Genomic DNA, 14,110 nt, shown 5'->3' on the forward strand with positions numbered 1-14,110 from the left:
GTTTTGCGCCCAAAACGGATGGAAAGGTGTGGGAAGCGGTCTGTCGGAGTAGAATACGCGTTTGAGTTTGAATACAGTAAGAAGAAAAGAGAGAAACTTATGCCGTCTGAACATCAACACATATCATCATTGCTTGATTTCGACCGTACCCATCTGCTTCATCCCTATACTTCCATGACCGATCCGCTTCCCGTTTATCCTGTCAAACGTGCAGAAGGTGTGTTTATTGAATTGGCGGACGGCACGCGGCTGATTGACGGGATGTCGTCTTGGTGGTGTGCGATACACGGTTACAATCATCCTGTTTTGAATCAGGCGGTTGAAGCGCAGATGAAACAAATGGCGCATGTGATGTTCGGCGGTTTGACGCATGAGCCGGCGGTGGAACTGGGCAAATTATTGGTCGGGATTTTGCCGCAGGGGCTGGACCGTATTTTTTATGCGGATTCGGGTTCGGTTTCGGTGGAAGTCGCGCTGAAAATGGCGGTGCAATACCAGCAGGCGCGGGGTTTGCGTGCAAAACAAAATATGGCGACGGTGCGGCGCGGCTATCACGGCGATACTTGGAACGCGATGTCCGTCTGCGATCCGGAAACGGGGATGCACCATATTTTCGGCAGTGCGTTGCCGCAGCGTTATTTTGTCGATAATCCGAAAAGCCGTTTTGACGATGAATGGGACGGGGCGGATTTGCAGCCTGTCCGCGCCTTGTTTGAAGCGCATCATGCGGATATTGCCGCCTTTATTTTAGAGCCGGTCGTGCAGGGCGCGGGCGGCATGTATTTTTATCATCCGCAGTATCTTCGCGGCTTGCGCGATTTGTGCGACGAATTTGATATCGTGTTGATTTTTGATGAAATTGCCACCGGATTCGGGCGCACGGGCAAGATGTTTGCCTGCGAACACGCGGAGGTCGTGCCGGATATTATGTGCATCGGCAAGGGTTTGAGCGGCGGCTATATGACGCTGGCGGCGGCAATCACTTCGCAAAAAGTTACCGAAACGATTTCGCGCGGCGAAGCGGGCGTGTTTATGCACGGCCCGACGTTTATGGCGAACCCGCTGGCGTGTGCCGTGGCCTGCGCTTCGGTCAAACTGCTTTTGTCTCAAGACTGGCAGGCAAATATCCGCCGCATTGAAAGCATCTTAAAAGGCCGTCTGAAAGCTGCGTGGGACATTCTCGGCGTGAAAGACGTGCGCGTTTTGGGCGCTATCGGGGTAATCGAGCTGGAAAAAGGCGTGGATATGGCGCGTTTTCAAGCGGATTGCGTGGCGCAGGGTATTTGGGTACGCCCGTTCGGCAGGCTGGTGTACCTCATGCCGCCCTATATCATTTCAGACGGCATTTTGACCGAACTTGCCGACAAAACCGTGCAAATCTTGAAGGAGCACAGCAAATGAAAGGCGTTTACTTCGTCAGCGGTATAGACACGGACATCGGCAAAACCGTCGCCACCGGCGTATTGGCAAAACAATTGTTGCAGCAGGGCAAAAGCGTGATCACGCAAAAGCCCGTGCAAACCGGTTGCCAAAACATCGCCGACGACATCGCCGTCCACCGCAAAATTATGGGCATACCCATGCAGGAAGCGGACAAACAAGGGCTGACCATGCCTGAAATCTTCAGCTACCCCGCTTCGCCCCACCTCGCCGCCCGACTGGACGGCAGGGCTTTGGATTTGGACAAAATCCGCACCGCCACGCAGCAACTGGTGGCGCAATACGAAATCGTCTTGGTCGAAGGCGCGGGCGGTTTGATGGTTCCGCTGACGGAAAATCTGTTAACCATTGATTATATTCAAGAACAGGCTTATCCCGTCATTCTTGTTACCAGCGGACGGCTCGGCAGCATTAACCACACCTTGCTCAGTTTCGCCGCGCTCAAACAATACGGCATTCGCTTGCACAGCCTCGTGTTTAACCATATTCATGACAGCTCTGACGAATGCGTTGCGCAAGACAGCCTGAACTATCTGCAATGCCGTCTGAAAGCCGATTTTTCCGAAGCGGAATGGATGGAGTTGGATAAAACAGACGCGGTATAAAGATTGGGAAAAATATGGAACACCTATTTGGGAAATGGCTGCCCGACTTGCCTGCCTCCGTTTCAGACGGCATCAGCCTGCCGATGAGCCGGTTATTGAAAGCCCAGTCGCTGACCGCAGCATTGCGCGCCTTGCCGCATACATTTTCGGTGGAACTGCTGAAACTGGGCGAATTGGAGACGGAATGCGGAGGGAGGCTGGTGCGCGATGTGCTTCTGAAACTGGACGGCACTGCCGTTGTGCAGGCACGAAGCGCGTGCAGCGTCGGTTCGGCGTTTTGGCAAAACATTTTGGACTGCGGCACGCGTCCTTTAGGTGAGCGTCTGTTTCAGGCAGATTTGGAAGGGGCGCGTTCGGCGTTTGAGTTTGCCGTTTACGGCGAAGGATGCGGGCGGTACTTTGCCGCGCGGCGTTCGCAGTTTTCCCATCACGGCGAGGAAATGCTGCTGACCGAGTATTTTCTGCCCGAACTGAAACGCTTTATCGGATAAAATACCGTTTTTTCAAGCTGTGCGGCAATATGAATCTTAAATCCCCTTTATTTTTACGACTGTCCGATCGTTTGGACGTTTACATCCGGCTGATGAGGGCGGACAAGCCCATCGGGACGCTGCTTTTGCTGTGGCCGACCTACTGGGCATTGTGGCTGGCTTCAGACGGCATTCCCGATTTGGCGGTATTGGCGGCGTTTACAATCGGCACGTTTTTAATGCGCAGTGCCGGCTGCGTCATCAACGATTTTGCCGACCGCGATTTTGACGGGGCTGTCGAGCGTACCAAAAACCGTCCGTTCGCACAGGGCAGGGTCAAGAAAAAAGAAGCCCTGCTGCTGACGGCATTTTTGTGCCTGCTTGCCGCATTGTGCCTGATTCCGCTGAATCATCTGACATGGCTGATGAGCCTGCCCGCGCTGTTTCTTGCGCTGACTTACCCGTTTACCAAACGTTTTTTTCCGATTCCCCAACTCTATCTCGGGCTTGCCTTTTCCTTCGGCATTCCGATGGCGTTTGCCGCAGTCGTCGGAAACGTACCTTTTGAAGCGTGGATCCTATTTGCTGCCAATGTATTGTGGACGTTGGCTTACGATACCGTCTATGCGATGGCGGACAAAGAAGACGATTTGAAAATCGGCATCAAAACCTCAGCCGTCACGTTCGGGCGTTACGACATCGCCGCCGTTATGCTGTGTCATGGCGGCTTTATCCTGCTGATGACAGTATTGGGGGCGGTTATCGGTGCGACATGGGCATATTGGACGGCAATCCCCATCGTCCTGCTGCTGCAATACCGCCAATATGCCGCCATCAAAAGCCGCGTCCGGCAAATCTGTTTTGAAACGTTTTTGGCAAACAACAGAATCGGTTGGGTGTGGTTTGCCGCCATTTTTGCCCATACGTTTTTCGCGAAATAAGGCAGGGCAATGCCGTCTGAAGAGCCGTAAACTGCTTTGGACGGCATTTCTATCTGTGCCGAAAAGCGTTAAAATATGTTTTCAAAACGCTGTGTTATGTCAGCCCGTACCGTATGCGGGATTGAGATTTGCCCCGGCAGTCGGTACAATCTTTCTGTTTTGCGATGTCTGAAAAGAGAAGCTTATGAGCCTTATCGGCGAAATTTTGCCTTTGTCCCATATCGTTTTGGATATGGAGGTGGGCAGTAAAAAAAGGCTGTTTGAGGAAGCGGGTCTGCTTTTGGAACGCGAGGCATCATTGCCTCATGCTGATGTTTTCGAATGTCTTTTTGCCCGTGAAAAACTCGGTTCGACCGGTTTGGGGCAGGGTGTCGCCATCCCCCACGGCCGCCACGCGAGCGTGAAGCAGGCGACGGGCGCGTTCATCCGCACGCGCGAACCCGTCGTATTCGACGCGCCCGACGGCAAGCCGGTTTCCCTGGTTTTTATTTTGCTGGTTCCGGAAAATGCGACGGGCGAGCATTTGGAGGTTTTATCCAAATTGGCCGGCAAGTTTTCTCAAAAAAGCATCAGGGAATCACTGATGACTGTTTCCTCTGCGGAAGAAGTCCGCGCCATCCTGACTGAAGAGTAATATGCCCAGTATCTCCGTCCGCCGTCTCTTTTCCGACAACCAATACAAGCTGCAGCTTGCCTGGGCCGCCGGCAATTCGGGTGCGGACAACCGTATCGGCGTAGAGGCGGACAAACCCGTCCTCGCCTTGGTCGGACACCTGAATTTCATCCACCCCAACCAAATCCAAGTGGTCGGTTTGGCAGAGTCGGAATATCTGAACCGTCTCGAATCGGGGGAAACGGGTTATCAGTTCGGAGACCTGTTCGACATTTCTATGTCTTTGGTCATTGTGGCAAACGGCTTGCCGGTTTCCCCGGGGCTGCGCGACTACTGCCACAAAAACGATATTCCACTGCTGACTTCCAAACTCGAAAGCCCCTATCTGATGGACGTGTTGCGGATTTACCTGCAACGCACCTTGGCGGCATCGTCCGTCAAACACGGCGTGTTTCTCGATGTGTTTGAAATCGGCGTACTGATTACCGGACATTCTGGTTTGGGCAAGAGCGAATTGGCATTGGAACTGATTTCGCGCGGCCACAGCCTGATTGCCGACGATGCGGTCGAGCTGTTCCGCATCGGTCCGGAAACATTGGAAGGACGTTGTCCGCCCATGTTGCGCGACTTTTTGGAAGTGCGCGGCTTGGGGATACTCAATATCCGCCATATTTTCGGCGAAACTTCTATCCGGCCGAAAAAAGTGTTGCAACTCATCATCAACCTGGTTGCCGCAGACGACGAGTACATGAAACAGCTCGACCGTTTGAGCATACGTACAGAAACAGAATCCATCCTCAACGTCAACGTCCGTTCGGTAACGCTGCCCGTCGCCGTCGGACGCAACCTCGCCGTTTTGGTTGAGGCGGCGGTACGCAACTATATCCTCCAGTTGCGCGGCAAAGACAGTACGCGCGAATTTTTGGAACGCCATCAGACGCAACTTAAAGAAAACGAACAGAATCATGAAAATCGTCCTGATTAGCGGGCTTTCCGGCTCGGGCAAATCCGTTGCACTGCGCCAAATGGAAGATTTGGGCTATTTTTGCGTGGACAACCTGCCTTTGGAAATGCTGCCGTCGCTGGTGTCGTACCATATCGAACGTGCGGACGAAACCGAATTGGCGGTCAGCGTCGATGTGCGTTCCGGCATAGACATTGCCCAAGCGCGCGAGCAGATTGCCTATCTGCGCGGACTGGGGCACAGGGTTGAAGTTTTGTTTGTCGAGGCGGAAGAGGCCGTGCTGGTCCGCCGCTTTTCCGAAACCCGACGCGGACATCCGCTGGCCGGTCAGGACATGACGCTGTTGGAAAGCCTGAAAAAAGAGCGCGAATGGCTGTTCCCGCTTAAGGAAATCGCCTACTGTATCGACACTTCCAAGATGAATGCCCAACAGCTCCGCCATGCAGTCCGGCAGTGGCTGAGGGTTGAGCGTACCGGACTGCTGGTGGTTTTGGAGTCCTTCGGATTCAAATACGGTGTGCCGAACAACGCCGATTTTATGTTTGATATGCGCAGTCTGCCCAACCCGTATTACGATCCCGAGTTGAGACCTTACACCGGTATGGACAAGCCCGTTTGGGATTATTTGGACGGACAGCCGCTTGTGCAGGAAATGGTTGACGACATCGAAAGGTTTGTTACGCGTTGGCTGCCGCGTTTGGAGGACGAAAGCCGCAGTTATGTTACCGTCGCCATCGGCTGTACCGGCGGGCAGCACCGTTCGGTCTATATTGTCGAAAAACTCGCCCGAAGGTTGAAAGGGCGTTACGAATTGCTGATACGGCACAGACAGGCACAAAACCTGTCGGGCCGCTAATCCCGTCAAACCATTATGCCGTCTGAAACCCCGTTCTCCGTTTCAGACGGCATTTCAAATATTGAGAAGAAAGAACAGACATGGCAATCCAATGGTTTCCCGGCCATATGAACAAGGCGAAAAAAGCCATCGCCGAGCGCGCCAAAAGCGTCGATATGGTGATTGAAATGCTGGATGCGCGTATGCCCGCCTCCAGCGAAAATCCACTGTTGGCGCAGCTTTCCAAAGGCAAGCCCAAACTCAAAATCCTCAACAAGCAAGACCTTGCCGACCCCGAACGCACAAAGGTCTGGCTTGAACACTACAACAGCCTGTCCGACACGCGCGCCATCGCCCTCGATTCCTCCGAAACCGGCGCGCACGGCAAAATCACCCAAGTCTGCCGCGCGATGATTCCCCATCGGCAAGGCATAGACAAACCCCTGCGCGTCCTCATCTGCGGCATTCCCAACGTCGGCAAATCCACCCTCATCAATGGAATGATAGGCAAAAAATCCGCCAAAACCGGCAACGAACCCGGCATCACCAAAGCCGAACAACGCCTCTTCCTCGCCGACGACTTCTGGCTGTACGACACCCCCGGAATGCTGTGGCCGAAAATCATCGTCGAAGAAGGCGGCTACAACCTCGCTGCCGGCGGCGCAGTCGGACGCAACGCGTTGGACGAAGAAGAAGTCGCCCTCGAACTCTTAGACTACCTCCGCCGCCACTACCTCCCTATGTTGCAAGAACGCTACCAGGCCGACAAAGACCCCGGCAGCCACTGGGACGACAACTCGTGGCTCGAGTGGATAGCCAAAAAACGCGGCGCAGTCCTCAGCGGCGGACGGGTCAATTACCAAAAAGCCGCCGAAAACATCCTTACCGACTTCCGCGAAGGCAAAATCGGCAGAATCACCCTCGAAACGCCGAACCAATGGGAAACTTGGCTTAAAAAAGCACGTCAGAAAGAAGCCGAACTCAAAGCCATTCGCGAAGCCAGAAAAGCAGAGCGCAAAGGGCAGAAACCTTCGGAGGCATAAAGAATGCCGTCTGAAAAATATTTTTCAGGCAGCTTCTCCCCATTCCAACCGATTTCAGACGGCATATCCAAACCCATGCCGTTTCAGCACGGATACCCGTATGACCGACAAAATTTCTCCCGACGCGCTGATTGAAGCCGCGCTTCTGACCCAAACCGAACCCCTGAACGAAAAATCCATGCGCGAACTGTGTGTGCCTCCGCTGTCGCAAGACAAACTGATTGATGTGTTGGCGCAGTTGAAAACGCGTTGGCAGGATAGGGCGTTGCAATTGGTGCATACGCAAGAGGGCTGGCGTTTTCAGGTTGTTCAGACGGCATTCGAGCGGCTGGGCAGCCTTCAGGAACAGCGTGCGCCGCGCTATTCCCGCGCCGTGATGGAAACACTGGCGATTATCGCCTACCAGCAGCCCGTAACGCGCGGCGACATCGAAGGCATACGCGGCGTGGCGGTGTCGCAGAACGTGATGCAGACCTTGCAGGATCGGGGGTGGATTGAAGTCATCGGACATCGGGACACATTGGGAAAACCCGCATTGTGGGCAACAACGGCAACGTTTCTCAGCGATTTGCGCTTGGACGGTTTGGAAGAACTGCCACCGCTGACTGAACTGGGCGAACTGGTTTTGCCCGATTTGATAGAAATGCCGCCTACGGATGAAGAAGAGCCGGAAACCGTACCGTCCGATACCCTGCCCAACTGAAATTCCAAATGCCGTCTGAAACGCACATTGCTTCAGACGGCATTGCAACAAATAAGCAGATAAAAACAAGCACTAAGCAAAATTAAGGAAAGACTTATTTTTAATTTAAAAAATCTTAGTTATAATTCGTATATCTAAAGTTGATATTGCTTTTGTCGGTAGAATTGCTAAGGAATCCTCACAATGCTTCTAACACTTTCTTTGCGTGATTTTGTCATTGTCGAAAATCTGAATCTGGATTTTCAAAGCGGCTTTACCGTATTGACCGGAGAAACCGGCGCGGGCAAGTCCATTACTTTGGATGCAATTGGTCTGCTGTTGGGCGACAAAGCCGGTTACAGCCAAGTCCGCAGCGGTGCAAAAGAAGCCCAATTGTCGGCGTTGTTTGATATTTCCCATTTGCCTGTTTTAAAAGAAGAATTGCGTGAGCAAGGGCTGTTGGATGAGGGCGGGGAAGAACTCAGTATCCGCCGCATTATCGATGCCAAAGGCAAAAGCCGCAGCTTTATCAACAATCAGGCGGCTACCTTGGCGCAGCTTAAAGCCGTCGGCGGGCAGCTTATCGACATCCACGGGCAAAACGCCCATCATTCGCTTAATCAGGAAGCCGCCCAGCGCGAATTGTTGGACGCATTTGCGGGCAGCAAGGTGCAGGCGGAAACCGTCAGACAGCTTTATCAAAATTGGGCAAACTCAAAAAAAGCATTGCAGGAAGCGCAGGAACAGGCAGAAAACATTGCCCTCGAACAAGAGCGTCTGGAATGGCAGTTCAACGAATTGAATCAATTGGACATTAAACAAGGCGAATGGGAAGCCCTCAGCCAAAGCCACGACAGCCTTGCCCATTCTGCCGAGCTGTTGCAGGCCGCCGAAGAAGTCGGAAGCAAGATTGACGGCGACAACGGCATCCAACGCCATATCTATCAATGTCAAAAACTATTGGCCAATCTGCAAAACATCGAGCCGCGCTTTGCCGAGAGCCTGAATATGTTGGCAAGCATCGAAGCCGAATTGGGCGAAATCAGTGCCAATATGCGCGATGTGGCAGGACGCAGCTACATCAACCCCAATGAATTGGCGGCACAGGAACAGCGTATGGGCGAACTGATGGGGATAGCGCGGAAATACCGTATCGAGCCCGAAGAGTTGCCTGCCAAGTTGGCAGAAATCGAAGAACGCCTGCAAAGCCTTCAAGCTGCCGCCGATTTGGAAGCATTGACGCAAACCGTTGCCCGCAACCTTGCCGAATATCAGGAAGCCGCCCACATCCTTTCCGCCATGCGGCATCAGGCTGCCGGCAGGCTTGGCGAAGAGACAACGGAAAATATGCAGCATCTCGCTATGAAAGGCGCGCGTTTCGACATCGTTCTGCTGCCGTCTTCCCCGACGGCACACGGTTTGGAGCAGGTACAGTTTCAAGTTGCCGTCAACAAAGGCAATCCGCCCCGCCCGCTGAACAAAGTCGCCTCCGGCGGTGAATTGGCGCGTATCAGCCTTGCCTTGCAGGTTGTTGCCAGCCAATATACCCAAGTTCCCACCCTGATTTTTGATGAGGTCGATACCGGTATTGGAGGGGGAGTAGCCGAAATGGTCGGCAAAGCCTTGCGTGCGTTGGGCAGAAAACATCAGGTGCTTGCCGTTACCCATCTTCCGCAAGTCGCATCCTGCGGAGAAAACCACTGGCGGGTGCGCAAGCACAGCGAGGGAGAGCAAACCGTCAGCGAAATCAGTATATTGGATGAAATCCAACGGATCGAAGAGGTTGCCCGTATGCTGGGCGGGGAAATCATTACCGATACGACGCGGCAACATGCGGCAGAATTGCTGCAACTTGCGTCGAAAAATAGTTTATTTTAAAATCAATTAGTTAAAAAAATAACTGAAAATAAAAGCCTAAAACAATAGACAGAACTCAGATAAATCCGTATTATTACGCTTTCTTAATCACTTGAACAAGTGATTTTGCTGCACCCGTAGCTCAGTTGGATAGAGTATCTGGCTACGAACCAGAGGGTCGGGCGTTCGAATCGCTCCGGGTGCGCCAACAAGAATACACAACATGCGCCCATCGTCTAGCGGTTAGGACATCGCCCTTTCACGGCGGTAACCGGGGTTCGATTCCCCGTGGGCGTGCCAATTCAAAATGTCTCCGATTATATCGGAGACATTTTCAATTTCCGTTTGTATACACGGATATATATTCCTGCATAGGTATATATTCTATTTTACCAATTGATTGCCTATTATCGTTGGGTTTTGGTGTTGTATATGCTAAATGTATTGGCATAGATACTGGAATGAAAGTAGGTCTATGGTTGGGCATTTAATATGCCTGTCAGTTGAGAAGCAAATATTACTGGTAAAGTCTGCAATTTAAAAAGGATTCTAGCAACAAAGAAAGTTAAAAACATGAACACAAACTTAAATGACAAAGACAAAGCCATGGATACCGCAATCAGGTTTCAGAAAAGGATGAGGATTCCGAAATTTTTCTTTTTAATTTTCGGAATCACAATAGTTTTGGCCTTTATCCAAGACGTGATAACGGGTTCTAACTTTCTGCAAACAACGATTATGCAAATAATATTTGCGATATATTTAGGCTTTGGAGGTATCATAACTTTAGGGGCTGTCCTAGATAACTAGGGAAATTCAAATTAAGTTAGAATTATCCCTATGAGAAAAAGTCGTCTAAGCCGGTATAAACAAAATAAACTCATTGAGCTATTTGTTGCAGGTGTAACTGCAAGAACAGCAGCAGAGTTAGTAGGCGTTAATAAAAATACCGCAGCCTATTATTTTCATCGTGTACGATTACTTATTTATCAAAACAGTCCGCATTTGGAAATGTTTGATGGCGAAGCAGAAGCAGATGAAAGTTATTTTGGCGGGCAACGCAAAGGCAAACGCGGTGCTGCCGGTAAAGTCGCCGTATTCGGTCTTTTGAAGCGAAATGGTAAGAAAAGTAATGCGCCCCTCTGATAGGACGCAATATATAAGGTTTATACGGTTGCTGTACCGAATACTCAAACCGCTACTTTATTTCCTATTATCCGTGAACAGGTGAAACCTGACAGCATTGTTTATACGGATTGTTATCGTAGCTATGATGTATTGGATGTGGGCGAATTTAGCCATTTTAGCTTCACTGAAACTTCGTTTTCGTATCAATCACAGCACACATTTTGCTGAACGACAAAACCATATCGATGGAATTGGGAACTTTGGGAACCGGGCAAAACGTCATTTACGCAAGTTTAACGGCATTCCCAAAGAGCATTTTGAGCTGTATTTAAAGGAGTGCGAACGGCGTTTTAACAACAGTGAGATAAAAGTTCAAATTTCCATTTTAAAACAATTAGTAAAATCGAGTTTATCCTAGTTATCTAGGACAGCCCCTTATTTTTTAGCGTGTAAAACAAAACCGGCTGCATACCTGCAACCGGCCTCAAATCAGCACAATTCCTTATCAAAATCAGCCAACAGGTCTTTCAGACCGTCTCCGATTTCCTGAAGCGTAACCGGACGGTTGCCGTCCGAACCCGACTCCGCACCTTCTGCATACGGTGCAAACGTGCTCTTCAATTTCAACAGTTTCACCACATCCAAACGGGTGTAGCGTTCGCCGCCGTAACCGACAACCACACCGTGATCATGCTGCCATTGCGCAAAACCATAGGGGCTGGTTTGCAACAGTCCGCACAGCTCGTCCAGCGTGAAATAGCGTTTTGCGGGAAGCGTCAAATCAACGTTGTTTGTCATAGTAGTGTTCCACCATGCCTTTGAGTTTCTGGCTGGCATGGAAAGTTACCACGCGGCGGGCGGTAATCGGCACTTCCTCGCCGGTTTTCGGATTGCGGCCCGGGCGTTGCGGCTTGTCGCGCAACTGGAAATTACCGAAACCGGAAATTTTGATTTCCTCGCCGCGCGCCAAAGTGCTGCGGATTTCTTCAAAAAAGAGTTCGACGATTTCTTTGGCATCGTTTTTGGTGACGTTGCTGACTTTATCTACCAAAATATCGGCCAATTCGGCTTTAGTGAGAGTCATATGATTACCTTCTGTTGTAATAGTTGTAGATTATTACCAATTTTTATTTAAAATTCAAGCGAATATTTATTTTTAGCTGCGAAGCCGCGCCCCTGCCGCCGTTGCCGCGCCAACCAGTTTTCCGATAAGCGGCTCGACCGCCTCATCCGTCAGCGTGTTTTCCATATCCTGCAAAATCACTTTGACCGCCACGCTCTTCATCCCTTCGGGCAGGCCTGTGCCGCGATACACGTCAAACACGCTGATTTCCTGTACCAACTTGTTTGCCGCGCCCTTCAAGGCTGCCGACAACTCGTTATGGGACATTGCTTCCGGCATCACAAACGCCAAATCGCGGCGCACCGGCTGGAATTTCGATACGGCCCGATAGCGCGTTTTCCCACATTCCAACACGGCCGCCATATCGATTTCAAATACCAGCGGCGCTTGCGGCAAATCATATTTTTGCAGCCATTTCGGATGCAGTTCGCCGACAAAGCCGATGACTTTGCCGTCTGAAACGATATTGGCGGCGCGTCCGGGGTGCAGGGCGGGATGTTCGGTTTTGACGAACTCGACTGCTTTGTTTTTCAACAGATTTTCCACATCCGCCTTAATGTCGTAAAAATCCGCATTGCGCGTTTTCTCGCCCCATTGCTCGGGCATCGCCGCACCGTACCACAGACCGCCGATGCGTTCGTTTTGGACAAACCGGCCGTCTGAACCTTTGCCGAACACGCGGGCGATTTCAAACACGCGCACGCGGTTTTGCTTGCGGTTCAGATTGTTTTGCAGAATTTCCACCAAGCCGCCGATGAGTGTGGAACGCATCACGGCATATTGCGCCGCCAGCGGGTTTTGCAGGCGTATGGGGTCGGCGTTGGCAGCAAAATCTTGTTCCCACTGCTCGTCAACGAAGGCATAGCTGACTACTTCGCGGTAGCCGCGCGCCGCCATTTCGTTGTAAACGGCAAAACGCGGACGGCGTGTTTCGGGCAGTTCCAGCATTTTCAGACGGCCTGACGTGTAATCGTCGGGGATGTTTTCATAGCCGTAAACGCGTCCGATTTCTTCAATCAAATCGACCTCAATTTCAATGTCGAAACGGAAGCTCGGCGCGGTAACGCGGAAGCCTTCCGCCGTTTTCTCTGGCTGCAGACCCAAGTGTTGCAAAATGGTTTCCACCTGTTCGGCAGGAATGTCCACGCCCAACACGGTTTTCAGACGGCCCAAACGCAATCCGACCTGCTTCGCTTCAGGCAATTCGCCCAGAGCTTCCACCATTTCGCCCGCCGCACCGCCGCAGATTTGCAACACCAATTCGGTGGCGCGTTCGATGGCATCCGCCTGCAAACGGTAATCCACGCCGCGCTCAAAGCGGAACGACGAATCCGAACCGAAACCGTATTGGCGCGATTTGCCGGCGATGATTTCGGGCGCAAACCAAGCCGCTTCCAGCACGATATTTTGCGTGCCGTCTGAAACCGCGCTCGCCGCGCCGCCCATCAGTCCCGCCAAACTCAACGCGCCTTTTTCGTCCGCTACGACCAATGTATTGTCGGACAGAGACACGGTTTTTTCATTCAAACATTCCAATATTTCGCCATTTTTAGCGCGGCGGACAATCAAACTGCCCGAAATTTTATCGGCATCGAAAACGTGCATCGGCTGACCGATTTCCAGCATCACATAGTTGCCGATGTCTACCAATGCGGAAATGCTGCGGATACCGCTGCGCTCCAAACGCTGCTTCATCCAATCCGGCGTGGCGGCACGCGCGTTCACGTTTTCAATCACACGGCTGATAAAGCGGCCGCAATCGGCAGGCGCGTCAATTTTCACAGTCCGGGTTTTACCGCCTTCAGACGGCATTTTCCGGATTTCGGGCTGCCTGAACGCGCACCCCGTCAGCGCGGACACTTCGCGCGCAATACCTTTGATGCTCAGGCAGTCGGCGCGGTTCGGCGTGATTTTCAGCGTAAACACCGTGTCGTCCAAATCCAGATATTCGCGGATGTTTACACCGACAGGAGCATCTTGCGGCAGAATATGCAAGCCATTCACGCCGTCGTCGGGCAGGCCGAGTTCGTCGGTGGAACACAGCATACCGTTCGACACCACGCCGCGCATTTTAGTCGGCTTAATTTTGAAATTACCCGGCAAAACGGCACCCGGCAACGAACACGGTACTTTAATGCCCGGCTTGACATTCGGCGCACCACAAACAATCTGAACCAACTCACCCGTACCGGCATCAACTTGGGTAACGTTCAAACGGTCGGCATCAGGATGTTTTTCAACGGATTTCACTTCGGCAATCACCACGCCCGCAAACGCAGGCGCGGCAGTCTCGGCTTCTTCCACTTCCAAGCCGGACATCGTTAACAGATGTTCCAGCTTATCGGCGGAAAGTTCGGTATCGGCTTGGGTTTTCAGCCATGAGTAGGAGAATTGCATGTTATGTTCTCA

At 51.8% G+C, this 14,110-nt stretch carries 14 protein-coding genes, 2 tRNA genes and 1 pseudogene; 14 read left to right on the forward strand and 3 right to left on the reverse strand.

Translation table 11 applies throughout. From position 1 onward, the window contains the following. The first annotated feature begins 99 nt into the window (after positions 1–99). The 14 genes and pseudogenes from bioA to Q3O12_RS01410 all read left to right on the forward strand — a co-directional run bounded on the left by bioA (position 100) and on the right by Q3O12_RS01410 (position 10,996). Positions 100–1,401, forward strand: a complete 1,302-nt coding sequence (gene bioA, locus Q3O12_RS01345) for an adenosylmethionine--8-amino-7-oxononanoate transaminase (protein ID WP_301668970.1) — start codon at positions 100–102, stop codon at positions 1,399–1,401. Further along, positions 1,398–2,045: a dethiobiotin synthase gene (gene bioD, locus Q3O12_RS01350; protein WP_301668971.1), complete on the forward strand. Its 648-nt coding sequence runs from the start codon at positions 1,398–1,400 to the stop codon at positions 2,043–2,045. The genes bioA and bioD overlap by 4 nt, the downstream gene beginning before the upstream one ends. 14 nt (positions 2,046–2,059) lie before the next feature. Next, on the forward strand, positions 2,060–2,536 hold the full coding sequence (locus Q3O12_RS01355) for a chorismate--pyruvate lyase family protein (protein WP_301668972.1): 477 nt from the start codon (positions 2,060–2,062) through the stop codon (positions 2,534–2,536). Between the two features lie 29 nt (positions 2,537–2,565). Next, complete coding sequence (gene ubiA, locus Q3O12_RS01360; RefSeq protein ID WP_301668973.1) at positions 2,566–3,456, forward strand: 4-hydroxybenzoate octaprenyltransferase; 891 nt, start codon at positions 2,566–2,568, stop codon at positions 3,454–3,456. Between the two features lie 184 nt (positions 3,457–3,640). After that, entirely contained in the window at positions 3,641–4,090 is a 450-nt protein-coding gene (gene ptsN / locus Q3O12_RS01365; protein WP_301668974.1) for a PTS IIA-like nitrogen regulatory protein PtsN, read from the forward strand. A gap of 1 nt (position 4,091) precedes the next feature. Next, entirely contained in the window at positions 4,092–5,054 is a 963-nt protein-coding gene (gene hprK / locus Q3O12_RS01370; RefSeq protein WP_301668975.1) for an HPr(Ser) kinase/phosphatase, read from the forward strand. Next, on the forward strand, positions 5,035–5,889 hold the full coding sequence (rapZ, locus tag Q3O12_RS01375) for an RNase adapter RapZ (RefSeq protein ID WP_107819676.1): 855 nt from the start codon (positions 5,035–5,037) through the stop codon (positions 5,887–5,889). The genes hprK and rapZ overlap by 20 nt, the downstream gene beginning before the upstream one ends. A gap of 80 nt (positions 5,890–5,969) precedes the next feature. Continuing rightward, positions 5,970–6,911, forward strand: coding sequence for a ribosome biogenesis GTPase YlqF (ylqF, locus tag Q3O12_RS01380; RefSeq protein WP_301668976.1), 942 nt, complete (start codon positions 5,970–5,972; stop codon positions 6,909–6,911). Positions 6,912–6,914: 3 nt separating this feature from the next. Further along, complete coding sequence (locus Q3O12_RS01385; RefSeq protein WP_300905493.1) at positions 6,915–7,046, forward strand: hypothetical protein; 132 nt, start codon at positions 6,915–6,917, stop codon at positions 7,044–7,046. Further along, the gene (gene scpB, locus Q3O12_RS01390; RefSeq protein ID WP_301668977.1) at positions 7,012–7,614 is read left to right on the forward strand and encodes an SMC-Scp complex subunit ScpB; all 603 of its coding nucleotides are present in this window, start codon (positions 7,012–7,014) and stop codon (positions 7,612–7,614) included. Before Q3O12_RS01385 ends, scpB begins: the two co-directional genes overlap by 35 nt. Before the next feature lie 183 nt (positions 7,615–7,797). Then, complete coding sequence (recN, locus tag Q3O12_RS01395) at positions 7,798–9,471, forward strand: DNA repair protein RecN (RefSeq protein WP_301668978.1); 1,674 nt, start codon at positions 7,798–7,800, stop codon at positions 9,469–9,471. 110 nt (positions 9,472–9,581) lie between these two features. After that, a tRNA-Arg gene (locus tag Q3O12_RS01400) sits at positions 9,582–9,658 on the forward strand. Between the two features lie 17 nt (positions 9,659–9,675). Beyond that, positions 9,676–9,750: transfer RNA gene (locus Q3O12_RS01405), tRNA-Glu, on the forward strand. 540 nt (positions 9,751–10,290) lie between these two features. Then, positions 10,291–10,996: pseudogene (locus Q3O12_RS01410) on the forward strand (IS1595 family transposase). Positions 10,997–11,067: 71 nt separating this feature from the next. On the opposite strand, the gene Q3O12_RS01415 reads toward Q3O12_RS01410, so the two are convergent. The 3 genes from Q3O12_RS01415 to pheT form a co-directional block, all read right to left on the reverse strand. Continuing rightward, positions 11,068–11,376, reverse strand: coding sequence for a hypothetical protein (locus tag Q3O12_RS01415; protein WP_301668979.1), 309 nt, complete (start codon positions 11,374–11,376; stop codon positions 11,068–11,070). Further along, positions 11,360–11,662, reverse strand: coding sequence for an integration host factor subunit alpha (locus Q3O12_RS01420; protein WP_003675494.1), 303 nt, complete (start codon positions 11,660–11,662; stop codon positions 11,360–11,362). The genes Q3O12_RS01415 and Q3O12_RS01420 overlap by 17 nt, the downstream gene beginning before the upstream one ends. A 72-nt stretch (positions 11,663–11,734) precedes the next feature. Next, entirely contained in the window at positions 11,735–14,098 is a 2,364-nt protein-coding gene (gene pheT, locus Q3O12_RS01425; protein WP_301668980.1) for a phenylalanine--tRNA ligase subunit beta, read from the reverse strand. Positions 14,099–14,110 lie beyond the last annotated feature (12 nt).

It is taken from the genome of Neisseria benedictiae, from assembly GCF_958267435.1.
Classification (GTDB): Bacteria; Pseudomonadota; Gammaproteobacteria; order Burkholderiales; family Neisseriaceae; genus Neisseria; species Neisseria bergeri.

Bases quoted from the DNA above. Each gene is read 5' to 3' on its own strand.
- bioA (WP_301668970.1), top strand. From the start codon at position 100: ATGCCGTCTGAACATCAACACATATCATCATTGCTTGATTTCGACCGT.
- bioD (WP_301668971.1), top strand. From the start codon at position 1,398: ATGAAAGGCGTTTACTTCGTCAGCGGTATAGACACGGACATCGGCAAA.
- Q3O12_RS01355 (WP_301668972.1), top strand. From the start codon at position 2,060: ATGGAACACCTATTTGGGAAATGGCTGCCCGACTTGCCTGCCTCCGTT.
- ubiA (WP_301668973.1), top strand. From the start codon at position 2,566: ATGAATCTTAAATCCCCTTTATTTTTACGACTGTCCGATCGTTTGGAC.
- ptsN (WP_301668974.1), top strand. From the start codon at position 3,641: ATGAGCCTTATCGGCGAAATTTTGCCTTTGTCCCATATCGTTTTGGAT.
- hprK (WP_301668975.1), top strand. From the start codon at position 4,092: ATGCCCAGTATCTCCGTCCGCCGTCTCTTTTCCGACAACCAATACAAG.
- rapZ (WP_107819676.1), top strand. From the start codon at position 5,035: ATGAAAATCGTCCTGATTAGCGGGCTTTCCGGCTCGGGCAAATCCGTT.
- ylqF (WP_301668976.1), top strand. From the start codon at position 5,970: ATGGCAATCCAATGGTTTCCCGGCCATATGAACAAGGCGAAAAAAGCC.
- Q3O12_RS01385 (WP_300905493.1), top strand. From the start codon at position 6,915: ATGCCGTCTGAAAAATATTTTTCAGGCAGCTTCTCCCCATTCCAACCG.
- scpB (WP_301668977.1), top strand. From the start codon at position 7,012: ATGACCGACAAAATTTCTCCCGACGCGCTGATTGAAGCCGCGCTTCTG.
- recN (WP_301668978.1), top strand. From the start codon at position 7,798: ATGCTTCTAACACTTTCTTTGCGTGATTTTGTCATTGTCGAAAATCTG.
- Q3O12_RS01415 (WP_301668979.1), bottom strand. From the start codon at position 11,376: ATGACAAACAACGTTGATTTGACGCTTCCCGCAAAACGCTATTTCACG.
- Q3O12_RS01420 (WP_003675494.1), bottom strand. From the start codon at position 11,662: ATGACTCTCACTAAAGCCGAATTGGCCGATATTTTGGTAGATAAAGTC.
- pheT (WP_301668980.1), bottom strand. From the start codon at position 14,098: ATGCAATTCTCCTACTCATGGCTGAAAACCCAAGCCGATACCGAACTT.